Here is a 21902-nt window from a genome sequence, read left to right on the forward strand (position 1 = left end):
CTGCTGTTAACAGCTAAAAAGGCCGCTAATGCGGCCTTTTTTTTGGCAATTGAAAATCATAAAATAAGCTTATTGGCGGTTTATATATTTTATGTCACCTTTAAACGGCTTATCATATTTAGCCCATTCTTCTTACACAAACTCTCAAATTGTTGCGCGGCTTCTTAGTTATTAAGAGTATTCCTGGTGTTTTTTTGTATATGATCGCGCCTGGTAGCGATTATAGAAACGGTAGAAAAATGTTGCCTGATGATAAGAGCGCTCCGCCTCGGGATAAAACAATATATAACATAGTGCTCGGGAAACCCTTTAACATGCTGCGTAATTGTAATTTTTCGTAATAGCGCGGTGAAATCCTATTCAGAGTAGATTATAGTTAAAGGCAAGAGGCATAACAGTAGTCGTTGACGTTAAGTCAGATGTACCCTTCCCGACAACGATGTTCGGTGAGTAAAAAATCACTCAAAAAGGGGATGCGCTATGGACGAATACTCGCCCAAAAGGCAAGATATTGCACAGTTGAAATTCCTTTGTGAATCCCTGTACCATGACTGCCTTTCCAATCTCGATGAAAGCAACCATGGCTGGGTCAATGACCCTACTTCTGCCATTAATTTGCAGCTAAACGAGTTGATTGAGCATATAGCAACCTTCGCCCTTAATTATAAAATTAAGTATAACGAAGATAATAAGTTGATTGAGCAAATTGACGGATACCTGGATGACACTTTTATGTTATTCAGCAGCTACGGCATTAACGCGCAGGATTTGCAGAAATGGCGTAAATCGGGCAATCGGCTTTTTCGTTGTTTTGTCAATGCAAGCAGGGCTAACCCGTTAGCTTCTCCGGTTAAAATTATTACAAACAATTAGGTGAATTTATGTCTGATAAACCATTAACCAAGACAGATTATTTGATGCGTTTGCGACGCTGTCAGTCAATTGACACCCTTGAACGTGTGATTGAGAAAAATAAATACGAGCTTTCTGATAATGAGTTAGCGGTATTCTATTCCGCAGCGGATCATCGCCTGGCTGAACTTACGATGAATAAGCTGTACGATAAAATTCCTACCGCCGTGTGGAAATTCGTACGCTGATTGGGTGACACACTTCAGAGGACATCACACCGCATTAGACGTTTAGACGCTGTTTTAGACCACCAGCATGCAGCTCCTCACCCGGATGGGCGACCGTTTTATCGCCCAGCGGAGACGCTGCGTCATACCGAAGAGATCCACCGCATCATCTGACCCGCCCTTTCCTGGCAACTGTTATGTTTTTTCTTAGCGTAACTGTTACTTTCCACAAACATTGTGGTCACTTAAAATACACGGATCCCCCGTTTTAAGTTGATTTGAGAAAGGGCAGAAGATGACCGAGATACAACGCCTGCTTACCGAGACCATTGATGACCTCAATGTACGCGAAAAGCGTGACAACAAACCGCGCTTTAGCATCAGCTTTATTCGCAAACATCCGGGCCTGTTTGTTGCTATGTATGCCGCCTGGCTGGCAACGCTGGTGGTGATGCTGCAGTCGGACACGCTGATCGGTTCCGTCTGGCTCCTAGTGGTATTATTCGTCGTCTTTAACGCCTTCTTCTTCTTCGACGTTAATCCGCGCTACCGCTATGAAGATATTGATGTGCTCGATTTTCGCGTCTGCTACAACGGTGAGTGGTACAACACGCGCTATGTGCCCAACCAGCTGATCGACAGCATCCTGCATTCACCTCAGGTTGAATCCCAGCAAAAAGAGAAACTGCAAAAAATGATCGCCACCAAAGGCGAACTCTCTTTCTACGACGTCTTTACCCTTGCCCGCGTGGCTGCCTGAAGTCCGCTCTGACCTGCCGCCGACAGCCTCGCTGTTAGCGGCAAGCTTCCTGTTCTGGCCTACCGTTTCTTCTTACGCCCCTGCACCGCCTTGAAGCGCGGATTGGATTTGCATATCACATACAGCCGCCCCTTACGTTTGACGATCTGACAATCCGCATGACGTTGTTTTGCGCTGCGCAATGAATTAAGAACCTGCATGTTTACCCCTTACAAATATGATTTGTTATAACATAACAATTAGCATATCCGAGTGGCGGTGGAAAAACAACTCAGGACGGATAAGCGGCACGTAAACTCATCTAAAATAGTTCTACACTTCAGCATAGCTTTCCGTTTTAATGTCATCGACTTGTGCGCCCCACGCCCGGCGTTATAAAAAGGAAACAGGAGCATGACAACCCGACACCTGGTTAGTGTGGTGACCTGCGTACTGATTATTGCAGTGCTTGTTCCTGTCTGCCTGAGCGTCTGGCTGGCGCATCGTAATGCGGAAGATAAGTTTGTTGATGACCTGAACGATTACTCTGCCCGCGTCCAGATCCGTACCGACAGAGTGATTACCCAGGCCAAATCCGCTCTGAACGAAATGCAATCCTTCAAAGGCATTCCCTGTAGTCGCGAACATGCGCTGGTAATGCGCCGCGCCTCTTTCTCCTGGCGCTATATCCAGGAAGTGATCTACGTTGACGATCTCAAGCCACGCTGTTCCTCCCTGGAACAGGAGAGCCACGCCGCCCCCTTTCCGCCAGCATTACGCATCACCCCCGACGGCTATCGGGCCTGGGTTACCTCGCACAACGATCTGAATCTTAAACGTTATATGGCCGCCATTGGTACAGGCCACTATATCGTGATGATCGACCCCGCCTCGCTGATCGACGTGATCCCCTTTGGATCCTGGCCGATCGACGTTGCGCTGGTGGGTATCCGTCGAAATATTGTTTTCGCCAGCAGTAACAGCCTGGATATGCAGGTGTTCAATGAAATGCAGCGCAATGGCAGCTCGCACTTCCAACATAACGGCGCTATGTATGATGTGCATAATGTGCCCGACCTGGGGTTTGCCATCGTGGCGTGGGCTTCCCTGAAGCCGTTAAAAGAGAGCTGGCATCACCAGCTCTATTTCTGGCTGCCTTTTGGCGTGTTGATCAGTTTGTTGACGGCATGGTTTGTCTTGCGCGTGTTACGCCGCCTGCAATCTCCCCGGCATCGCCTGCAGGATGCTATCAATGCCCGGGAATTCCAGGTCCATTTTCAGCCAATTGTCGCGCTGAACAGCGGCAGACTGACCGGAGCGGAAGCGCTCGCCCGCTGGCCACAGCAGGACGGCAGCTATCTGTCTCCCGATATTTTCGTCTCTCTGGCGGAGCAGACGGGCCTGATAAATCAGTTAACCGCCCTGATCGTTGAAAAAGTGTTTGAGGAGATGGGCGAATGGCTACGCCAGCATCCGGACCAGCATATCTCGATTAACCTTGCCCCCACGGATTTGATCTCGGGTGCAGTGCCCCCGCTATTGAGCCGTCTTCTGAATCAATGGCAGCTTCCGCCGTCGCAGATTGCGCTGGAGCTTACCGAGCGGGGTTTTGCCGACCCCACCGTCAGTGCCCCCGCCATTGCCGGGTTCCGGCGCGCAGGACACTCTATCTATATTGACGATTTCGGCACCGGCTACTCAAGTCTCAGCTACCTGCAGGATCTGGACATCGATACCCTGAAAATTGATAAATCATTCGTCGACGCGCTGGAGTATAAAAACGTGACGCCGCATATCATTGAGATGGCCCGATCGCTCAATCTGGCGATGGTGGCGGAAGGGATTGAAACCGAAGGTCAGCTGACCTGGCTGCGCAGCCACGGTGTGCAGTACGGTCAGGGTTGGTTTTACAGTAAGGCGCTGCCAAAAGAGGCTTTTATTCAGTGGGCTGAACAGAATCTCGACCCGGAATCATACGAATAACGCCCGGCGGGAAGTGCCGCCGGGCACCACGCCTATTCGTCCAGCAGCGGCGAGAAGCCGCCATAAATCATCCGTTTACCGTCAAACGGCATCGATTCGCCAAATTCTTTCATTCTGGGATCGTTCATCATCTTCTGATTCGCTTCGTCGCGAACCGCTTTTGAAGGATATTCGATCCAGCTGAAGACCACTTCTTCGTTCTCTTCCGCCTTCACTGCCAGGCGAAAGTCCGTTAATTTGCCGTCGGGTACATCATCTGCCCAACACTCTACGATGCGAAGCGCGCCAAACTCCTTAAACAGCGGTGCGGCTTTCGCTGCCATCTCGCGATAAGCCTCCTTATTATTCGCAGGAACGGCAACCACAAAACCATCGACATACTTCATCAGATAAACCTCCGAAGTGAATGTGCGGCCACATGGTGTGGCCGCATCAGCGATTAAGTTTAGTTCTGTTGCCAGCTAAAGGCGTAACGCACCTTTTTCCCCTGCAGGATAAACTCCGGCGACACGCTGGGGCTCCAGGAGTCATCGCCCCCGACCCCCATATGAAACGCATCCAGGTTCAGCCAGCAGCCGGGCTCTTCCCGTAACAGATGGTGATGGGTGGTCTCGCGCAGCTGCGTCTGACTATAGCGACTCACCCCGAAGTGGAAGTCGCCATCGAACTGATGCTGCCCCAGCTTCAGCTGGCGAGTATCGCAGCGCAGGCCGTTTTCGGTTGGGAAAATGTAAGGAGTATGCAACGCCGCCAGCGGCAGTTCCCAGCGTCCCTGGCGGGCGGCAAGCTTGCGATCCGGGTAGTTCTCACAGGGACCGAGCCCACTCCAGTTCACCGTTTGCGGCACCTGCGCCAGCTGACAGGTCAGCCCGATACGCGCGGGCTCCGGCATGTCGCTTGCCACCTGCACCTCAACATCGCCATGCAGCACGCCATGGTTATCGATGCGCCAGCATTTTCGGCTCAGGAACAGCACCTGGTTGTTGTACTCCCAGGCATGCAGGGTGGTGATGACCACTGCCTGCTCCAGCTGCTCGCCGTCGCACTGCAGCAGGCGTGGCGACAGACTGTACATCCCGGCCGCCTTCCAGCGTTCTACCCAGGCATTCGGATCGATACGGGTCGCTTCGCTGACGCCGATATCGTTATCCAGCGGAGCGCGGGTAAAGTTGTCGGTCAGCGGCGCGAGCAGCGTCGCCTCCCCTTCGCGCCACCACTGGGTCAGGTCGCCGCTGGCGCGGTTAAACTGCCAGCGCTGCTGCTGATGGGTGACTACCAACGCATCATCTTCACGCGTGAGCTGAGGGGTTAACCCGGCAACTTTCGGCGGAGCAATGAGTAACGGGGCGGGAAGCGACCATTGATCCCAGGCGCAGAGATGATTTTCCGCAGACCACGGCGTGGCCGCGGGCTGGAATACCTCAACGTTCAGCCACAGTTCGCCCGGGGTCGCCACCCACTGCGGCAGCGCGATCTCCAGCCGTTGTGTACTTTGCGCCACGATATTGAGCACCACCACATCAGAAGCCAGCACCTCGCCATCACGCATCACCGACCAACGCAGCTGCTCGTTATCGGTCTGACGGAAGAGATAGTCACTGTGCACCTCTATCACCAGCGGCGAGTGGCTGATCAGGGTAAAAGTGAAAAACTGCTGCGCACGCTGGGCCTCATACAGGGCCGGATGCGGCGTGCGGTCGGGGAAGACCAGCCCGTTCAGACAGAACTGTCGGTCGTTAGGTTTATCGCCAAAATCGCCGCCGTAGGCCCAGAAGGGGTTGCCCTGTTCGTCATGCTTCGTCAGGGCCTGGTCCACCCAGTCCCACACAAAACCGCCCTGCAGGCGAGGATGTTTGCGGAAAGCGTCCCAGTATTTAGCGAATCCGCCAAAGCTGTTGCCCATCGCGTGGGCATATTCGCAGAGGATCAGCGGACGTGTCTCATCCGGCATACCGATCCACTTTTTAAGTGACCATTTCGGTACCGCCGGGAAGGGCTGATCCTGATCGACGCGGGCATACATCGGACAGACGATATCGGTGGCAGCCGTATTGGCCCCGCCCCCCTCATACTGTACCGGACGGGTGGGATCGGTCGCCTTCACCCAGTGGTAAAGGGCATCATGACTGGCCCCGTGACCGGACTCATTACCCAGGGACCAGATAATGATCGACGGGTGATTGCGGTCGCGCTGCACCATACGGGTGACGCGCTCGCTCATGGCAGGCAGCCAACGGGGATCGTCAGCCAGACGGCTCATCGGTACCATGCCGTGGGTTTCGATGTTGGCCTCATCCACCACGTACAGCCCGTAGCGGTCGCACAGGCGATACCAGAGAGGGTGGTTAGGGTAGTGCGAGCAGCGGACGGCATTAAAGTTGTGCTGCTTCATCAGCTCAATGTCGCGGCGCATGGTGGCTTCATCCATCACCTGCCCGCGCTCAGGGTGATGTTCGTGACGGTTCACGCCCCGGATCAGCAGCGGCTTACCGTTAAGCTTCAACAGTCCGTTGCTGATTTCGACCCGGCGGAAACCGACATCGCAGGCTTCAACGTCCAGTACCTGGCCCTGCCCGTCGCGCAGCACAAGGGTTAAGCGGTACAGGGCGGAGATCTCCGCGCTCCACAGCGCAGGTTGATCCACCTTCAGAGAGACATTCACCCTCTCCTGCCAATGGCCACGCTCGTCGACAATGGCCGAGCCAGGCGTGCCGGTGGTGCTGGCGATACACTCCCCTGCCCGCCAAAGATTGACGCTAACCTCGCAGTCCTTGTAGTCGGCCCCACCGAGGGTCAGCGCCAGCTGCAATTGGGCGCGGTCGTAATCGGCGTTCAGCTCGGTCACGACATGGTAATCGGCAATGTGGGTGTCAGGTTTGTGCAGCAGGGTCACATCCCGGAAGATGCCGCTCATGCGCCACATGTCCTGATCTTCAAGGTAGCTGCCGTCGCACCAGCGAAGCACCATCACCGCCAGGCGGTTGCTGCCCACGCGCAGGAACGAGGAAACGTCAAACTCCGCAGGCAGACGGCTGTCCTGGGAATAGCCCACCCACTGCCCGTTGCACCACAGGTAAAACGCGGAATTAACGCCCTCAAACACCAGGCGCGTCTGCCCACTCTCCAGCCAGCTGGCATCCATGTCGAATGTGAGCGAGTAACAACCAGTCGGGTTCTCTGCCGGTACGAACGGTGGATTGACCGCGATGGGATAGGTGACGTTGGTGTAGATCGGAGTGTCAAAGCCCTGCATCTGCCAGTTGGAGGGAACAGGCATCACGACCGCATCAGCGCAATCTTCCTGCGTCCAGCTATCGGGAACCTGTTCCGGAGCGGCAAAGAAGCTGAACTGCCAGTCGCCATTCAGCGAGCAGATGGAGGAGGAGTCGCCCTCCTCCCGCGCAGTCTGCTCGTCGCGCCAGCCGCTGAGGGGCACGTGGGCAGGGAGTCGATTCCATTGGGTGACGCCTGGGTTTTCCCAGTCACGACGAGCAAGCAGAGTGCTGAGAATCAGCGGAGCGGGATGGGACATAATTACCTCTTTGCGAAGCGCTCACAATTTTTATTACAATGCCCTGCCTGGAGGACAGGGTAAAGCAGGAGAGCGTCATGAAGCGATGACGATCACAAAAGCGTTAACGGCGCGCCAGCTGTTCAGCCAGCAGGGCCAGGGATTTTAGCTGCTGAGCGAGATCTTCACTCCCCTGTGGGATCCCTTCCCGGGCGGTGGAGTGTCGTTCGACCAGGGTGACAGGGAGACGGGTTTGTGCGGGCTCCTGCCCGGCGTGACCCTGCTGCCCCAGCAGCCACTCCACGCTGCGCAGCCCGGCCTCGCGAAAGGCCTGGCGAACGGTGGTCAGTGGCGGGGTGAACCACGCGCTGTCGGTGGTATCGTCAAACCCCACCACCGAGAGCTGGCCCGGCACGGTAATGCCTTTTTCGGCGCAGGCACGCATCACGCCGAGCGCCATCTGATCGTTTGCCACCAGAATCGCCTGCGGGAGCGTGGCACCGGCCAACAGCTGATGGCCTTTCTCGTAACCCGAGGCAGCGCTCCAGTCGCCCTGGGCGATGGCGCAGGGCTCTACCCCAGCCGCCTCCAGAGTGGACAGCCAGCCCGCAAGACGGGCACGCGCCGAAACGGAACTTCGTGGCCCACCGAGCAGGGCGATCCGCTGATGGCCCAGCGCCAGCAGATGATGCGCGCCGAGCGTTGCGCCCTGTTCGGCATCAAACACCAGGCTGTGCACCCGGGCGGTGGGCGAGACATCAAGAAATAACACCGGCACCGGGGCGGCCTGCGCCTGCAAACTTTCTGCCAGCTCGTCCTCCAGCGGTACGTTGACCAGCAATCCCTCCACGCGCTGCGCCAGCAGCTCCTGCACTGCTGCAAGACACTGCTGCGGATTTTCGACCATGGAGATAAGCACGCTCGCCCCGCGCTCGCCTGCGCGCGTCTTGACCGCCGAGGCAATCTGCGAGGGGGCATGCAGGGCAAGGTCGGTGGTGATCAGCCCCAGGGTGCGGGTGCGCTTTCCGGCCAGCTGCTGGGCCCCGCGGTTGGGGACATAGTGCAATTCGGCCATCGCCTGGAGCACTTTTTCCCGGGTCCGGGCGGAGACATGCGCCGCATCATTAATGACCCGCGAGACGGTTTGATAGGAAACGCCCGCCAGGCGGGCAACATCGTAAAGGGTTATGGCTTTCATGCGCGTCGCGTTGCAATGACTGATGCGCGTATTCTGTCATAACCCATCGCGTAAAGCATGTGAGCGCTTCGCAAAATCAGACAACGCGCTCAGGCTGCGGAGCTAAGAGGCGCGGCTTCCGACGAAACCACGGCAGACAAATCTGGATCAGCGGGCCGATGCTTAAGGCATACAGCACGGTTCCCACACCAAAAGTGCCTCCCAGCACCCAGCCAAACAGCAGGACTGAAACCTCAATCGCCGTGCGCACGCTGCGTACCGACCAGCCGGTACGGGCGTTGATCCCGGTCATCAGGCCGTCGCGCGGCCCGGCGCCAAACCCGGCGCCAATGTACATGCCCGTCGCCAGCGCATTGACGATCACCGCGCTCACCAGTAACAGGCTGCGCGCCACCAGCGAGTCGATAGCCGGAATAAACGTCAGTGCGACGTCGGCCGCCAGGCCAATGGCAATCACGTTACTGATGGTGCCGAGACCCGGGCGCAGTCGCAGCGGGATCCACAGCAGCAGCACCAGCACGCCGGTCAGGATGATGACGGTGCCAATATCCATGGCCAGCAGTTTTGCCACCCCGAGGTGGAAGACATTCCAGGGATCGGCCCCCAGATCCGATCGTATAAACATCGCCGTTGACAGGCCATACAGGCTTAATCCGACGTAAAGCTGAAGTAATCGACGCAACATGATCTTTCTCCGGTTAGCGATGCTTTCATCATTACCTGAAATGGCACTATGATTAATATCCAGTTTTGAAAAAGTGGACTGCTTATGTCATCGCGTCGATTTGGAAGCCAGTCATTAGTTCGCCTGTTGGGCCACTGGCAGCAGGAGCCCTCCCGTACCCCGCTATGGCGTCAGCTGGCCGATGCGTTACGCCTGCTGATCCTCGACGGCAGGCTGGCGCTGGATACGCGCCTGCCGGGCGAGCGCGAGTTGGCCTTAACCCTGGAGGTGAGCCGTACCACCGTCAGCAGCGCACTTGCGCATCTGCGCGATGAAGGCTATCTCGAAAGTCGCCATGGCAGTGGATCCCGGGTGATCCTGCCCGACAGCCGCACGCCTCCGACCCGCGCCAATGCCAGCGCGGCGCTGGATCTCTCCACCGCTGCACTGGGCGCCGGACCGGAGATCCATCAGGCCTATACCCACGCCCTGACCGCTATTACGCAGCATCTGACGCAAACCGGCTACGACCAGCTGGGTTTGCTGGGGCTGCGCGAGGCCATCGCCGCGCGCTACAGGGCACGAGGACTGCCTACCCGGGCGGAAGAGGTGATGGTGGTGAACGGTGCCGTCAGCGGGCTGGCGCTGGTGCTGCGGATGTTCACCGGACCCGGCGACAGGGTGGTGGTGGATCACCCTACCTACCCGCTGGCTATCGCCGCCATTCAGGGAGCATCCTGCCGGCCAGTTGGTGTGTCGCTGCCGCAGACCGGCTGGGATATCGACGGCTTTGCCGCCACCCTCGCCCAGACCGCGCCTCGCCTGGCGTACCTGATGCCGGACTTTCACAATCCCACCGGCCGCTGCATGGACGCGGCCAGCCGTGAGGCCATTGCCGCCATTGCCGCCCGGGCCCGCACCACGCTGGTGGTGGATGAAACCATGGCCGATCTCTGGTTCGATGCCCCTCCACCGCCGCCGCTGGCGGCCTTCTGCCCGAACGGCAATGTCATTACGCTGGGCTCGGCGGGAAAAAGTTTCTGGGGAGGCCTGCGTCTGGGCTGGATTCGCGCCCCGGCGCGCACTATCGCAACCCTGGCGCAAACCCGCGATACCCTCGATCTCGGCTCGCCGCTGCTGGAGCAGCTGGCAACCCTGTGGTTGATTGATAACGGCGACGCATTTTTACCGGCGCGGCGTCAAATGCTGCGTGAACACCGCGATCGCTGTGCGACGTTACTGAGGGAACATTTTCCCCAGTGGCGTTTCCAGATCCCGGAAGGTGGGCTCTCCTACTGGGTGGAGCTGCCGGATATGTTAGCCACCCAACTGGCTACCCGCGCCGAAGCGGCAGGTATTCATCTGGGAACCGGTACGCGCTTCGGTCTTTCCGGGGCCTTTGATCGCTATCTGCGGATGCCCTTTTCGCTGGAGCCGGCGGAGCTGGAAAGCGCGCTGGTGCGGATCAAGCCGCTGTGGCTGGCGCTGAATGAAAGCGGACAAGTGTTAAAACGCCCCCTGGTATAATCGTCTGCCTGCAAAGGAGCGACTGTAACAGCGACATTTATTACCGGGAAGAAGTGAGCGGGCGCACAAATAACGGCGTAAAAACGACGATTTAAAAATGTCTGACTGTAATAGTTACAGTCAGACATTTTCAGCAGGAAAGAAGTCAGTGCTGAGCAGGGATAGGGAAACCTTTCAGGGAAATAACAAAACTATCGCCTTCTTTCTTTATTTTTGCGCCGGTATCACACCAATCAGACGCAATTCGAAAGAACTCATCACTGCCAACATCCCAGCCCAGGCGGACATGTTTGACATAGCCAGAGCGCAGAAGCGTGCAGGCTTCCGAGTAGCTGCTGGCGGTGGATTGCTGATATTGTTTCATTTTTTCTTCTTCAGAATTTTTCTTAATGCTTTGATTTCTTTAGGAGTAAAAGGTGCTACGTTCTCTTCTTCCGTATGTTGATTGTCGATATCCTCTTCCGTTACTCCCGCCTCGTCTGCTACAGCAAAGGCCATTTGCAGCAGTTTCTCTGTGGTAACGCTGAGATTCTCATTGTTCACTTCTGCGTAATGACGAAGCTTCTCTTTCAGCGCTTCGTCGATTTTTACATTCAGCACGGCAGTGGTCATGGTGGCTACGTCCTTGACATCAATTTGTTAAATTAATACACGAAGTTATCATTATTATCCAGATATATATTGCCTGCTTATATATCATAAAAATGTCACACTTACCCTGCACAACATTTATGACAGAATAATGACAACCACATTTCAGTATGATGACAATTAACGAAATAAACAGGTCAGTTCAGAAATATATAATGTGCTTAGGGTTGCTATGGGTAAACGAAAAGAAGTTGGGCCTGTGGCATGAAAGTGCTGAATGATGGGAGAAGACGAGAAATTTTGCGGAAGGCAGAAATGGGTGGGGGCCCTGCCAGCTACATCCCGGCACACACGTCGTCTGCCCTGGCTGCTTCCTTCCGGACCTGACCTGGTGAACAGAGTAGCGTTGCGGGAGAACCAACAGAGCCCCCATTGAGAGCGTTGTTAACCAACGCGCTGGCGCATTATCACTGTACCAGATAGCAATTGCAAGTTAACGGCGTCCGGGTGATGGTTTATTGCGCAAAGCGTTTACAGAGTGCACGCTTTCTTCCTGTCTTGCCGGGTAATCTTTATTATGCCCTCAACACAGGAGCAAAAAATGGATGAGCACGACTCTTTTCCTCAGCGAGTCTGGCAGATAGTAGCCTCAATTCCCGAAGGTAGCGTCACCACCTATGGCGAAGTAGCACGCCTGGCAGGTTCTCCACGCGCTGCACGGCAGGTGGGCGGCGTACTTAAACGGCTACCGGAAGGCAGTACCCTGCCCTGGCATCGGGTGGTGAACCGCCACGGGGCGATCTCCTTAACCGGCCCTGATTTACAGCGTCAGCGTCAGGCCTTGCTCAGCGAAGGGGTACAGGTATCAGGTAGCGGGGAGATTGATTTGCAGCAATACCGCTGGCGGTATTAAACAGCCCCTCTCAGGCGAGAGGGGCTGGCGACATTAAAGCTGGGTAGGTGCCGGGGTGGCCGTAGACGGGCTCACCTGAGTTGGCGAAGTGGAAGGTACGGTCGTGGGCGCACCGCCGCCAGGCTGTAACGGCAACTCGGTCTGCTGTACCGGCACCAGCACCAAATCGGCTTTGGTCCCGCCCTGATTAATTACCGGTTTCACGATATCGGTCACCAGTACGACCTTATCGTTAATGGTGATCGCGGCACTCAGCAGAATACGCGCGTTAGGCTGCACGTCCGCCGGGTTAAACGGCAGTTCAAACTTGAACGGAGCCTGTTTACCTTCGGTACGGGTCGCCTGCTGCGCCAGTACTTTCGACGGTGAGTCGGCCAGAGAGGCATCAGACAGGGTGACGGTTAATACCGCATCCGGCGGCAAAGCCACTTTCTGACGGATCCAGATGGTCCCGGAAACATTTGGCTGCTGAATGGTCGGTTGAGCCGCCACGGCAGCAGTGTTTGGGTTTGGCGCTGGCGTCTGGATATCTGCACTTTTATCTGCACAGGCAGAGAGAGCAACCGCTACCGCTAAACCACTTAACGCGTGCACGAGTTTCATTGAGTTCTCCTTATCATCAATGCACCAGCGGGATCGATACCGCCAGATGAGTGGTTAATACCAGGTTAACGAGAGTAAGTGTGGCACACATCAATTATTTATGCCTGGAATCTCCCTGTTATTCAGATTATTGCACCCATCGGACCACTTCCATTTCTGCGTTATACTCTGCCTATCTTTCGCCACGGCGTTTTAATTGAGGACGACTATGAGTCAGGCACTAGGCAATCTGCTGACATTATTAAACCTGGAAAAAATTGAAGAAGGACTCTTTCGGGGACAAAGCGAAGATCTGGGCTTGCGCCAGGTATTCGGCGGTCAGGTTGTGGGGCAAGCCCTCTACGCAGCTAAAGAGACAGTACCTGCGGAACGCTTTGTGCACTCCTTTCACAGCTACTTTTTGCGCCCTGGCGACAGCCAAAAACCAATCGTTTATGACGTAGAAGTCCTGCGTGACGGCAACAGCTTCAGCGCCCGCCGCGTGGCCGCGGTGCAGAACGGTAAGCCGATCTTCTATATGACGGCGTCGTTCCAGGCACCGGAGCCGGGCTATGAGCATCAGAAAACGATGCCCCCTGCCCCGGCACCGGACGAATTAAAGTCTGAAACGGATATTGCCCGCGCGCTGGCGCATCTGCTGCCCCCGCAGGTGAAAGAGAAGTTTCTCTGCGACAAACCGCTGGAGATCCGCCCGGTTGAGTTCCATAACCCGATGAAGGGCCATACCGCCGAGCCGGCGCGTCAGGTCTGGATCCGCGCCAACGGGACGGTGCCGGAAGATTTCCGCGTCCATCAGTATCTGCTGGGTTACGCGTCCGATTTCAACTTCCTGCCGGTCGCGCTGCAACCGCACGGCGTAGGTTTCCTTGAAAAAGGGATGCAGGTTGCCACTATCGACCACTCGATGTGGTTCCACCGTCCGTTCGATATGAACGACTGGCTGCTGTACAGCGTGGAGAGCACGTCGGCGTCGAGCGCCCGTGGGTTTGTTCGCGGTGAGTTCTATACGCAGGACGGCGTGCTGGTGGCTTCTACCGTGCAGGAAGGGGTGATGCGTAATCGAGGATGATGTGAAAAAGCCGGGCGGCGGCTTCGCCTTACCCGGCCTTCAAAAGCATAATCCGTAAGCCCGGTAAGCGTAGCGCCACCGGGCAATACCTCTCATCACGCGTTATACGCATTCTCGCCGTGGCTGTTGACGTCCAGACCTTCACGCTCCTGCTCTTCCGGCACGCGCAGACCCACCGTCATGTCCGCCAGTTTGTAGCCGATAAAGGCCACTACGCCCGACCAGACCACCGTGATGGCGATACTTTCCAGCTGAACCAGAACCTGATGTCCCATGGTCACGCCTTCTGCGTAGCCGACGCCGCCCAGTGAGGTAGAGGCGAAGAAACCGGTCATGATACAGCCGATGATGCCACACACGCCGTGCACGCCAAAGACATCACAAGGATCGTCCACACGCAGCACACGTTTCAGCGCAGTGACGCCCCACAGACCGGCCAGACCCGCGACGATACCGATGATCAGCGCACCGCCGACACCGACAAAACCACAGGCCGGGGTGATGCCAACCAGACCGGCAATGGCACCGGAACAGGCACCCAGCAGGGATGGTTTACCGCGTACCGCCCACTCGCCAAAGATCCACGAGAGGATAGCGCCCGCCGTGGCCACAACGGTGTTCACGAAGGCCAGCGCCGCAATTTCGTTGGCTGCACTGGCGGAACCGGCGTTAAAGCCAAACCAGCCGAAGTAAAGGATTGCGGTGCCGGTAAAGACCATCGGCAGGTTATGCGGTTTGAAGGCCTCTTTGCCAAAACCGACGCGTTTACCGATCAGGTATGCCCCCACCAGGCCCGCCACTGCGGCGTTGATGTGAACCACGGTACCGCCCGCAAAGTCCAGCGCGCCATGTGAGCCCAGCAGACCGCCGCCCCAGACCATATGCGCCACCGGCACATAGGAGAGCGTCAGCCATACCACGACGAAGATCAGCACCGCGGAGAAGCGAATACGTTCCGCCAGCGCCCCGACAATCAGGCCGACGGTGATACAGGCGAATGAACCCTGGAACGCCACGTGGATGTACTGATAGAAGCTGCCCATCACCGCGGTCAGCTCGATATTTTTCAGCATCGCCCAGTTGAAGCTGCCGAAGAAGGCATTACCTTCACCGAAGGCCAGCGAGTAGCCGTAAACCACCCACAGGACGCACACCAGGGCGAAGGTCACCGTCACCTGAGTGAGCATGGAGAGGACGTTTTTGCCGCGGATCAGGCCGCCGTAAAACAGCGCAATCCCCGGAATGGTCATAAACAGCACCAGCGCGGTGCAAATCATCATAAAGGCGTTATCGGCTTTGTCTGCCACCGCTGGTGCAGCCATTGCCAGCCCCGGCAGCAGTGCCAGAGACCCCAGACCTGCTTTGAATGTTGTTGTGTTCATTTTCTCGATCCCTATCACTGTGTGCCTGATTTTTTACAGTGCCGCTTCGTCGGCTTCGCCTGTACGAATGCGAATAACGCGTTGCAGCTCAGCAACGAAAATTTTGCCGTCGCCAATTTTGCCGGTGTAGGCTGCTTTGCTAATCACGTCGATAACGTCATCCAGCTGATCGTCGGCGATCGCCACGTCAATCTTCACTTTTGGCAGGAAGTTGACGCTATACTCGGCGCCACGGTACAGCTCCGCATGACCTTTCTGTCGCCCAAAGCCTTTCACCTCGGTGACGGTCAGTCCCTGAATACCCATTGAAGAGAGTGCTTCACGCACGTCTTCGAGCTTGAATGGTTTGATGACCACGGTAACCAGCTTCATATATCTCTCCAGTCAGAATTCGGTAATGGCTCGCGAACGGATTAGGTATTGCAAGCGGTGTGCCAGAATTGAAAAGAGAGGGGGGACGAGGCGTGGCGTAGAGAAGGCGAAAAAAAACGCACCATGACAGTGCATGATGCGTTTCATTTTTGCACCAACCGATTCAGCGGCTGGCAGGTTGCTTAATTTTAGTGCATCAGGCGCTGAGCGACTCTTCGCGCGTGCTGGCAGCCAGCTCTTCACCGGCCAGTTGCAGCTGATACATCTGCCAGTAACGCCCTTTCGCCTCAAGCAGTTGCTTATGGGTACCGCGCTCAACCGCCTGGCCGCGATGAAGCACCAGAATGGTATCCGCCTCAACAATGGTCGACAGGCGGTGGGCGATCACCACCAGCGTAGTGTGTTCACGTACCGCGGTCAGCGCCTGCTGGATCGCCTGCTCAGTGCCGGAGTCAATGCTGGCCGTGGCTTCATCGAGGATCAGCACCTGCGGCGTATCAATCAGCACCCGCGCCAGGGCCAGCAGCTGTTTTTGCCCCACGGAGAGGTTATTCCCCTGCTCGCCGAGGCGGGTGTGAATGCCGTCATGCAGGCCACGCGCCAGTTCTGCCAGCTGCACTTTCTCCAGCACGTCCCAAACCTGCTCCTCGTTAAACGGCCGCCCGAGCGTGACGTTGGCGAAGAAGGTATCGGCCAGCACCACCGGATCCTGCTGCACCATCGCCACCCCTTTACGCAGCGCGGCGTGGCTCAGGGTCGAGAGCGGACGCCCGTCGAGGCGAATTTCCCCTTCGGTGAGCGGGTAGTACCCCATCAGCAGGCTGGCGAGGGTACTTTTACCGCTGCCGGTATGGCCTACCAGCGCCACAAAGCTCCGGGATGGGACCTTCAGATCGATATCCTGCAACACCAGCCGATCGTCGCGATAGGCGAAAGAGACCTTATCAAACTCAATGGTGCCGCTTTGCAGGTCGCGATTGTCATGACCGTAGGCCTGACGCGGACGATCCATCAGCTCAAAGACGCGCTCGCCGGCAACCACCGCCTGTTGCAGCATCGACTGCTGGGTGGTCAGCTCGATCAGCGGCTCGTTAAGACGGCCCAGATAGCTGATAAAGGCATAGAGCACGCCGACCTCAATGGTGCCGCCAGCGGCAAAACCAAACTGCATCAGCAGTCCGCACAGCACCAGTGCCGAGAACAGGCTGAGCAGCGGGCGCAGGAGAAAACCATCCAGCCGCAGGGTCTGCATGCGGGCCATATAGTGGGAGCGGCTGGCCTCGCCCATCCGCTCGCCAAAGCGCTCCTGCTGGCGGAACTGCTGGATAACGCTCATGCCGTTGATAACTTCGTTGAAGCCATCGTTGATATCCGCCAGATAAGCCCGCACGCGACGGACAATCGGCGTGCTGTAGCGCTGGTAGATAATCATCACAATCATCACCGCCGGGAAGATGGCCATCGCCACCAGCGCCATGCGCCACTCGAGGCTGAACATCGCCACCAGCATGGCGCCGACAAGGGCGGCGCTGCGCAGCACCGTGGCGACCACCGTGACATAGAGATCGCGGATCACTTCCGTATCGTTGGTGACGCGGGAGATGATCTGCCCGACGGGCTGGGTATCGAATTCGCTCAGCGGCTGGCGCAGGGCGGCATCCATTACGTCAGTACGCAGTTGCTGTACCACCCCAACGGCGGCCTGGTTAAACAGCAGCGACTGGGCATAGTGCAATCCGGCCGCAAGCAGTTGCAAGCCAACATAGGCCACAGCCAGCCCGGTCACCAGGCCGAGCGGGAGATAGTTCTTTGCCACCATATTGTCGATGAAATAGCTGATCAGCAGCGGGCCGGTCACTTCGGCGATCGCCGCAATCCACAGCAACACCACCGCCAGCGAGAGGGGTTTGCGCCACGGCGAGCCATACGCCAGCAGGCGTTTAAGGGTCGGCCACAGCTGGGAAAAACTACGCATCGGCGGCCTCCTCGTTCATTTCCGGCACGTCATCCAGCGCCGCTTCCAGTTGTTGATAGCGATACATATCGCGATACCATCCCGACTGGTCCGCCAGCTGTTCATGCTGCCCACGCTGGGCGATATGGCCGTGCTGCATCACCAGAATTTCGCTCGCCTCGGTCAGGGCCGACAGACGATGGGCGCTGATAATTACCGTGCGCCCTTCCCCCCACTGGCGCAGGTTATGCAGGATCTGGTGTTCGGTGCGGCCATCGACGGCGGAAAGGGCATCGTCGAGGATCAGGATCTCGGCATTAAGCAGCAGCGCGCGGGCGATGGAGATACGCTGCTTCTGCCCGCCCGAAAGCATCACGCCGCGCTCGCCCACTTCGGTTTCATAGCCTTGGGGCAGGCGCAGGATATCCTCATGCACGCTGGCAAGACGAGCGACATGCTCGATCGCTTCCCGGGTCGCCTGCGGGCAACCCAGCGCAATATTGTTGGCGACAGTGTCGGAGAAGAGGAACGGCGTCTGGCTCACTACCGCCAGCCGGCTGCGCCAGCTATCCAGCTGCAGCTGCGGCAGCGGGATGTCGTGGAAACGGATCTCGCCCTGGTCAATATCAAAGTGGCGCTGGATCAGCGACAGGATAGTGCTTTTTCCGGCGCCCGTTGGGCCACAGATGCCCAGCATCTGTCCGGGTTGCAGCCTGAAGCTAACGTTTTCGAGCGTCGCCTGCTCCGTGTGCGGGTAGCTAAAGGCGCGGATAGCAACCTTCAGCTCGCCGCGTCCCTCCGGCACACGTTCGCTGCCATCGTTGACCACTGGCGCTTCGGCCAGCATAGCGCGGATCCGGCTGTAGGCCGCGCTGCCGCGCTCGACGATATTAAACATCCAGGCCAGGGCCAGCATCGGCCAGATCATCAGCCCCAGATACATGGCAAAGCTGGTCAGCTGGCCGAGGGTCAGCGAACCGTTAATCACCATCCAGCTGCCACCGCCAATCGCCAGCAGGTTGGCGGTGCCAATGGCGATATAGATCGTCGGATCAAAGCGGGCGTCGATGCGGGCGACGCGCAGGTTTTTAGCCCCGGTATCCGCGGCATCGGCGGCAAACAGCGCCGACTGGCGATCTTCCAGGCCGAAGGCTTTGATCATCCGGATACTGGTCAGGCTCTCCTGGGTACGGTCGTTGAGTGAGGAGAAGGCCGCCTGCGCCAGCTTGAAGCGTTCATGCAGCTGGTCGCCGTAGCGTTTGATCGCCAGCGCCATAATGGGCATTGGCAACAGGGCCAGCAGCGTCAGCTGCCAGCTGATCTGCGTGGACATCACAATCAGCACTGCGCAGCCCATCACCAGCGAGTCCACCAGGGTCAGTACGCCCTCCCCGGCGGCAAAGACCACGCGGTCCACATCGTTAGTGGCGCGGGCGATCAGGTCCCCGGTGCGGTGGCGCAGATAAAATTCCGGATGCTGGCGGCTGAGCTGGCGGTAAAAATCTTCCCGCAGTTCCACCGCCAGCTGGTAGGAGGCCCCGAACAGCAGCACGCGCCAGACATAGCGCAGCAGATAGACCACCACCGCCGTCAGCACCAGGGTGCCGATCCACATCATCACCCGTGCGGTGGTGTAATGCTGTTCCGTTACGCCATCCACGACATAGCCCACCACTTTCGGCGGGATGAGCTGCAGAACGGCAATGATAATAAGCAGGGCCACTGCACCGAGATAGCGTTGCCACTCCCGGCGGAAGTACCAGCTTAACTGAGCAAATAATCGCACGCGGTCTTTTCCTGAGGATCGTATTCCGGCAGGGCCGGGAAGTTATTCAATGGGTAAGGCGGTGGTGTATTTTATCTGTTCCATCGCAAAGCTGGAGGTGACATTCGACAGACCTGGCACGCTGTTGACCAGCCGTTTATAGAAATCATCATAGCGTTTCATGTCCGCCACCTGAACGCGCATCAGGTAGTCGTATTCGCCCGCCATCCGCCAGAAGCCCAGCACTTCCGGCATCTCCGATACTACGCTGACGAATCCGCAGTACCAGTCGCTGCTGTGGTGCTGCGTTTTTATCAGAACAAACGCGGTCAGTCCAAGCCCCAGTTTTTCAGGATCGAGCAGCGCCACGCGTCCCAGCAGGATGCCTTCGTCTTCAAGTCGCTTAAGGCGTTTCCAGCAGGGCGTGGTGGTCAGATTAACGGCATCCGCCAGCGCCTGCAAAGAGAGGGTGCAGTCGCTTTGCAGTAAGGACAGCAGCTTACGGTCAATTTTATCTAGCATACCCACCCTCCAGAGAAAATTTTTCTCCTTACATTCTATTTTAAAGGCCAGATAGCAACAATTTTTTCTGTGCTTTTCGCTATGCTGGGCACAAAATGACAAACGGATTACCGAGATGAATAGCGCCTGGGTTAAAAACGCCATCAGTGAAATTAACGCCGATTATCAGCGATCGGCGGACACACACCTCATTCGCCTGACCCTGCCGGGTTTTGCCGGTATTCAGCTCTATCTGAAAGACGAAAGCACCCACCCGACCGGCAGCCTGAAGCACCGTCTGGCACGCTCGTTGTTCATTTACGGGCTATGTAATGGATGGATCAAAGAAGACTCGACAATCATCGAATCCTCTTCGGGGTCCACTGCCGTCTCGGAAGCCTGGTTTGCCCGCCTGCTCGGCCTGCCGTTTATCGCCGTGATGCCTTCCTGTACGGCAAAACGCAAAATCGAACAGATCGAGTTTTACGGCGGCCGCTGCCACTTTGTGGAAAGCGCCTGCGAAATTTATGCCGCCTCAGAGATGCTGGCCCGGGAGCTGAACGGTCACTATATGGATCAGTTTACTTATGCGGAGCGGGCAACGGACTGGCGCGGCAATAACAACATTGCCGACAGTATTTTCCGCCAGATGCAAAACGAGCCTCATCCGGTGCCGGCCCATATCGTGATGAGCGCCGGGACCGGCGGCACCTCGGCCACCATTGGCCGCTATATTCGTTGCCAGGGCTACGATACCCGCCTGATGGTGGTGGATCCGCAGAACTCGGTGTTTCTCGATTACTGGCAGCAGCGCGACCCTGCCCTGCGCAGCCCGGTGGGCAGCAAAATCGAAGGGATTGGCCGCCCGCGCGTCGAGCCGTCGTTTATCCCTGACGTAGTGGACGAGATGCTCCGCGTGCCGGATGCCGCCAGCGTCGCCACCGCCCACTGGCTGGAAACGCAGCTTGGCCGGAAGGTTGGGGCCTCTACCGGGACCAATATGTGGGGCGCGTTGCAGCTGGCCGCGCGGATGCGGGAGGCAGGACAAACCGGCTCCATCGTTACGCTGTTATGCGACAGCGGTGAGCGCTATCTGGATACCTACTACAACGCAGAGTGGGTGCAGACCAACATTGGCGACGTAACGCCGTGGCTGGCGGAGATTACCCGGCTGGTAAAATAAAAAAAGCCAGACTCTCGTCTGGCTTGCTGGAAGGGTCTCACTATTCGGGGGAATAAGGAAGATCAGGTGTATCCAGCCAATGGGTTAAGAAATGGGACACGGCCTCGTTGCGGCAGTGTCCGATAACCGGTAAATGCGAGAGCTCAGCGATCAGTTGTGGCATCGCATTGCCCATAATCAGGCCGCGGCCCACGCTGCCCAGCATCTCGCGATCGTTCATCGCATCGCCAAACGCCATACACTCCTGCAACGTTAAGCCAAGATGATCGCTCAGCACCGCCAGGGCAGAACCTTTGTTGCACCCGACCGGCAGCACTTCCAGACAATCGATCGCCGAGAAGGTGAGATGCGCGCGACTCCCCAACGCCTCGTTAAGCTGGATGCGCAGGCGGCACAGATCGTCGTGATCGCCACAAAAACAGATTTTGGTCACCGCATGGGCCGGAATACGGCGCAGATCGGTCAGCTGATACTGGAAGCCGCTGTAGACGTGCGCCTCCAGCAGTGCCGGGATTTCCTTTCCGGTCAGCCAGCCGGTGTCGTTAAACACGTGAATGCTGGCCTGGGTATCCCAGGTGGTGTGCAGCACCTGCTCCGCCACATCCGGGGCGAGATCCTGACGATAGAGCACCTCCCCCTCCAGAGAGTGAATGCGCGTCCCGTTGCCGGTAATCAAAAAGGCATCAAGGCAGAGCGCGCCCATCAGGTGGCGCATCTCCAGCACATGTCGGCCCGTGGCAAAAGTGAGCGTAATGTCGCGCTCGTGCAGCCGCTTAAGCACGCTCAGCGTCTTGTCGCCTAAACGGTGGTCCGGCATTAACAAGGTGCCGTCCATATCAAATGCAGCCAGCCGCGCCATGGGAACTCC

General features: G+C 57.2%; 21 protein-coding genes, 1 other RNA gene and 1 pseudogene. 8 read left to right on the top strand and 15 right to left on the bottom strand.

Annotated features, from left to right (window positions below; genetic code table 11):
* Positions 1 to 480 precede the first annotated feature (480 nt).
* The 3 genes from tomB (at position 481) to LRS40_RS01725 (ending at position 1839) form a co-directional block, all read left to right on the top strand.
* Positions 481 to 873, top strand: coding sequence for an Hha toxicity modulator TomB (gene tomB / locus LRS40_RS01715; RefSeq protein WP_231312958.1), 393 nt, complete (start codon positions 481 to 483; stop codon positions 871 to 873).
* An 8-nt stretch (positions 874 to 881) separates the two neighbouring features.
* Entirely contained in the window at positions 882 to 1100 is a 219-nt protein-coding gene (locus LRS40_RS01720; protein ID WP_032616864.1) for an HHA domain-containing protein, read from the top strand.
* 274 nt (positions 1101 to 1374) lie between these two features.
* Positions 1375 to 1839: a YlaC family protein gene (locus tag LRS40_RS01725; protein WP_142488462.1), complete on the top strand. Its 465-nt coding sequence runs from the start codon at positions 1375 to 1377 to the stop codon at positions 1837 to 1839.
* Positions 1840 to 1898: 59 nt separating this feature from the next.
* Here the strand turns inward: LRS40_RS01725 and ykgO are convergent, their stop codons facing one another.
* Positions 1899 to 2039, bottom strand: coding sequence for a type B 50S ribosomal protein L36 (gene ykgO, locus LRS40_RS01730; RefSeq protein ID WP_142488461.1), 141 nt, complete (start codon positions 2037 to 2039; stop codon positions 1899 to 1901).
* Positions 2040 to 2232: 193 nt separating this feature from the next.
* Here ykgO and LRS40_RS01735 point away from each other — a divergent pair, with 193 nt between their 5' ends.
* A complete protein-coding gene (locus tag LRS40_RS01735) occupies positions 2233 to 3801 on the top strand; it encodes an EAL domain-containing protein (RefSeq protein WP_231312959.1) in 1569 nt (522 codons plus the stop codon).
* 32 nt (positions 3802 to 3833) lie between these two features.
* On the opposite strand, the gene LRS40_RS01740 is transcribed toward LRS40_RS01735, so the two are convergent.
* The 4 genes from LRS40_RS01740 to LRS40_RS01755 form a co-directional block, all read right to left on the bottom strand.
* Positions 3834 to 4187 carry a DUF1428 domain-containing protein gene (locus tag LRS40_RS01740; RefSeq protein WP_142488459.1) on the bottom strand — a complete coding sequence of 118 codons (354 nt, stop codon included), beginning with the start codon at positions 4185 to 4187 and terminating at the stop codon, positions 3834 to 3836.
* Between the two features lie 59 nt (positions 4188 to 4246).
* Positions 4247 to 7333, bottom strand: a complete 3087-nt coding sequence (locus LRS40_RS01745; protein ID WP_231312960.1) for a beta-galactosidase — start codon at positions 7331 to 7333, stop codon at positions 4247 to 4249.
* 103 nt (positions 7334 to 7436) lie between these two features.
* On the bottom strand, positions 7437 to 8510 hold the full coding sequence (locus LRS40_RS01750) for a LacI family DNA-binding transcriptional regulator (protein WP_142488457.1): 1074 nt from the start codon (positions 8508 to 8510) through the stop codon (positions 7437 to 7439).
* 76 nt (positions 8511 to 8586) lie between these two features.
* A complete protein-coding gene (locus LRS40_RS01755) occupies positions 8587 to 9195 on the bottom strand; it encodes a YitT family protein (RefSeq protein WP_231312961.1) in 609 nt (202 codons plus the stop codon).
* 84 nt (positions 9196 to 9279) lie between these two features.
* On the opposite strand from LRS40_RS01755, the gene LRS40_RS01760 reads away from it, so the two are divergent.
* Complete coding sequence (locus tag LRS40_RS01760; protein WP_231312962.1) at positions 9280 to 10701, top strand: PLP-dependent aminotransferase family protein; 1422 nt, start codon at positions 9280 to 9282, stop codon at positions 10699 to 10701.
* A 145-nt stretch (positions 10702 to 10846) separates the two neighbouring features.
* Here the strand turns inward: LRS40_RS01760 and LRS40_RS01765 are convergent, their stop codons facing one another.
* The 3 genes from LRS40_RS01765 to ffs all read right to left on the bottom strand — a co-directional run bounded on the left by LRS40_RS01765 (position 10847) and on the right by ffs (position 11715).
* A complete protein-coding gene (locus LRS40_RS01765; protein WP_142488454.1) occupies positions 10847 to 11065 on the bottom strand; it encodes a hypothetical protein in 219 nt (72 codons plus the stop codon).
* Complete coding sequence (locus LRS40_RS01770; protein WP_142488453.1) at positions 11062 to 11313, bottom strand: hypothetical protein; 252 nt, start codon at positions 11311 to 11313, stop codon at positions 11062 to 11064. The genes LRS40_RS01765 and LRS40_RS01770 overlap by 4 nt, the downstream gene beginning before the upstream one ends.
* A gap of 305 nt (positions 11314 to 11618) precedes the next feature.
* Positions 11619 to 11715, bottom strand: an RNA gene (gene ffs / locus LRS40_RS01775) — signal recognition particle sRNA small type.
* A gap of 166 nt (positions 11716 to 11881) precedes the next feature.
* On the opposite strand from ffs, the pseudogene LRS40_RS01780 reads away from it, so the two are divergent.
* Positions 11882 to 12205, top strand: a pseudogene (locus LRS40_RS01780) (MGMT family protein); the annotation flags it as partial.
* Between the two features lie 33 nt (positions 12206 to 12238).
* Here LRS40_RS01780 and LRS40_RS01785 read toward each other — a convergent pair.
* Positions 12239 to 12808 (bottom strand): YbaY family lipoprotein, encoded by a 570-nt coding sequence (locus tag LRS40_RS01785; RefSeq protein WP_156263098.1) that lies wholly within the window; start codon positions 12806 to 12808, stop codon positions 12239 to 12241.
* A 208-nt stretch (positions 12809 to 13016) separates the two neighbouring features.
* Here LRS40_RS01785 and tesB point away from each other — a divergent pair, with 208 nt between their 5' ends.
* The gene (tesB, locus tag LRS40_RS01790; protein WP_106992157.1) at positions 13017 to 13877 is read left to right on the top strand and encodes an acyl-CoA thioesterase II; all 861 of its coding nucleotides are present in this window, start codon (positions 13017 to 13019) and stop codon (positions 13875 to 13877) included.
* 95 nt (positions 13878 to 13972) lie between these two features.
* Here tesB and amtB read toward each other — a convergent pair whose 3' ends face one another.
* From amtB to LRS40_RS01815, 5 genes are all read right to left on the bottom strand, one after another.
* Positions 13973 to 15259 (bottom strand): ammonium transporter AmtB, encoded by a 1287-nt coding sequence (amtB, locus tag LRS40_RS01795; RefSeq protein ID WP_142488450.1) that lies wholly within the window; start codon positions 15257 to 15259, stop codon positions 13973 to 13975.
* A gap of 33 nt (positions 15260 to 15292) precedes the next feature.
* Entirely contained in the window at positions 15293 to 15631 is a 339-nt protein-coding gene (glnK, locus tag LRS40_RS01800; protein WP_142488449.1) for a P-II family nitrogen regulator, read from the bottom strand.
* A 196-nt stretch (positions 15632 to 15827) separates the two neighbouring features.
* The gene (locus tag LRS40_RS01805; protein WP_142488448.1) at positions 15828 to 17606 is read right to left on the bottom strand and encodes a SmdB family multidrug efflux ABC transporter permease/ATP-binding protein; all 1779 of its coding nucleotides are present in this window, start codon (positions 17604 to 17606) and stop codon (positions 15828 to 15830) included.
* The gene (locus LRS40_RS01810; RefSeq protein WP_231312964.1) at positions 17599 to 19371 is read right to left on the bottom strand and encodes a SmdA family multidrug ABC transporter permease/ATP-binding protein; all 1773 of its coding nucleotides are present in this window, start codon (positions 19369 to 19371) and stop codon (positions 17599 to 17601) included. The genes LRS40_RS01805 and LRS40_RS01810 overlap by 8 nt, the downstream gene beginning before the upstream one ends.
* A gap of 42 nt (positions 19372 to 19413) precedes the next feature.
* The gene (locus tag LRS40_RS01815; RefSeq protein ID WP_106992153.1) at positions 19414 to 19872 is read right to left on the bottom strand and encodes an Lrp/AsnC family transcriptional regulator; all 459 of its coding nucleotides are present in this window, start codon (positions 19870 to 19872) and stop codon (positions 19414 to 19416) included.
* A gap of 115 nt (positions 19873 to 19987) precedes the next feature.
* On the opposite strand from LRS40_RS01815, the gene LRS40_RS01820 reads away from it, so the two are divergent.
* Positions 19988 to 21034 carry a PLP-dependent cysteine synthase family protein gene (locus LRS40_RS01820; RefSeq protein ID WP_156263095.1) on the top strand — a complete coding sequence of 349 codons (1047 nt, stop codon included), beginning with the start codon at positions 19988 to 19990 and terminating at the stop codon, positions 21032 to 21034.
* 40 nt (positions 21035 to 21074) lie between these two features.
* On the opposite strand, the gene cof is transcribed toward LRS40_RS01820, so the two are convergent.
* Positions 21075 to 21893, bottom strand: coding sequence for an HMP-PP phosphatase (gene cof / locus LRS40_RS01825; RefSeq protein ID WP_142488444.1), 819 nt, complete (start codon positions 21891 to 21893; stop codon positions 21075 to 21077).
* Positions 21894 to 21902 lie beyond the last annotated feature (9 nt).

Origin of the sequence: Leclercia sp. G3L (assembly GCF_021117075.1) — a bacterium.
Classification (GTDB): Bacteria; Pseudomonadota; Gammaproteobacteria; order Enterobacterales; family Enterobacteriaceae; genus Enterobacter; species Enterobacter adecarboxylatus_C.

What these genes read in the sequence shown, in the direction of transcription:
- tomB (WP_231312958.1), top strand. Translation starts at nt 481, where the DNA reads ATGGACGAATACTCGCCCAAAAGGCAAGATATTGCACAGTTGAAATTC.
- LRS40_RS01720 (WP_032616864.1), top strand. Translation starts at nt 882, where the DNA reads ATGTCTGATAAACCATTAACCAAGACAGATTATTTGATGCGTTTGCGA.
- LRS40_RS01725 (WP_142488462.1), top strand. Translation starts at nt 1,375, where the DNA reads ATGACCGAGATACAACGCCTGCTTACCGAGACCATTGATGACCTCAAT.
- ykgO (WP_142488461.1), bottom strand. Translation starts at nt 2,039, where the DNA reads ATGCAGGTTCTTAATTCATTGCGCAGCGCAAAACAACGTCATGCGGAT.
- LRS40_RS01735 (WP_231312959.1), top strand. Translation starts at nt 2,233, where the DNA reads ATGACAACCCGACACCTGGTTAGTGTGGTGACCTGCGTACTGATTATT.
- LRS40_RS01740 (WP_142488459.1), bottom strand. Translation starts at nt 4,187, where the DNA reads ATGAAGTATGTCGATGGTTTTGTGGTTGCCGTTCCTGCGAATAATAAG.
- LRS40_RS01745 (WP_231312960.1), bottom strand. Translation starts at nt 7,333, where the DNA reads ATGTCCCATCCCGCTCCGCTGATTCTCAGCACTCTGCTTGCTCGTCGT.
- LRS40_RS01750 (WP_142488457.1), bottom strand. Translation starts at nt 8,510, where the DNA reads ATGAAAGCCATAACCCTTTACGATGTTGCCCGCCTGGCGGGCGTTTCC.
- LRS40_RS01755 (WP_231312961.1), bottom strand. Translation starts at nt 9,195, where the DNA reads ATGTTGCGTCGATTACTTCAGCTTTACGTCGGATTAAGCCTGTATGGC.
- LRS40_RS01760 (WP_231312962.1), top strand. Translation starts at nt 9,280, where the DNA reads ATGTCATCGCGTCGATTTGGAAGCCAGTCATTAGTTCGCCTGTTGGGC.
- LRS40_RS01765 (WP_142488454.1), bottom strand. Translation starts at nt 11,065, where the DNA reads ATGAAACAATATCAGCAATCCACCGCCAGCAGCTACTCGGAAGCCTGC.
- LRS40_RS01770 (WP_142488453.1), bottom strand. Translation starts at nt 11,313, where the DNA reads ATGACCACTGCCGTGCTGAATGTAAAAATCGACGAAGCGCTGAAAGAG.
- LRS40_RS01785 (WP_156263098.1), bottom strand. Translation starts at nt 12,808, where the DNA reads ATGAAACTCGTGCACGCGTTAAGTGGTTTAGCGGTAGCGGTTGCTCTC.
- tesB (WP_106992157.1), top strand. Translation starts at nt 13,017, where the DNA reads ATGAGTCAGGCACTAGGCAATCTGCTGACATTATTAAACCTGGAAAAA.
- amtB (WP_142488450.1), bottom strand. Translation starts at nt 15,259, where the DNA reads ATGAACACAACAACATTCAAAGCAGGTCTGGGGTCTCTGGCACTGCTG.
- glnK (WP_142488449.1), bottom strand. Translation starts at nt 15,631, where the DNA reads ATGAAGCTGGTTACCGTGGTCATCAAACCATTCAAGCTCGAAGACGTG.
- LRS40_RS01805 (WP_142488448.1), bottom strand. Translation starts at nt 17,606, where the DNA reads ATGCGTAGTTTTTCCCAGCTGTGGCCGACCCTTAAACGCCTGCTGGCG.
- LRS40_RS01815 (WP_106992153.1), bottom strand. Translation starts at nt 19,872, where the DNA reads ATGCTAGATAAAATTGACCGTAAGCTGCTGTCCTTACTGCAAAGCGAC.
- LRS40_RS01820 (WP_156263095.1), top strand. Translation starts at nt 19,988, where the DNA reads ATGAATAGCGCCTGGGTTAAAAACGCCATCAGTGAAATTAACGCCGAT.
- cof (WP_142488444.1), bottom strand. Translation starts at nt 21,893, where the DNA reads ATGGCGCGGCTGGCTGCATTTGATATGGACGGCACCTTGTTAATGCCG.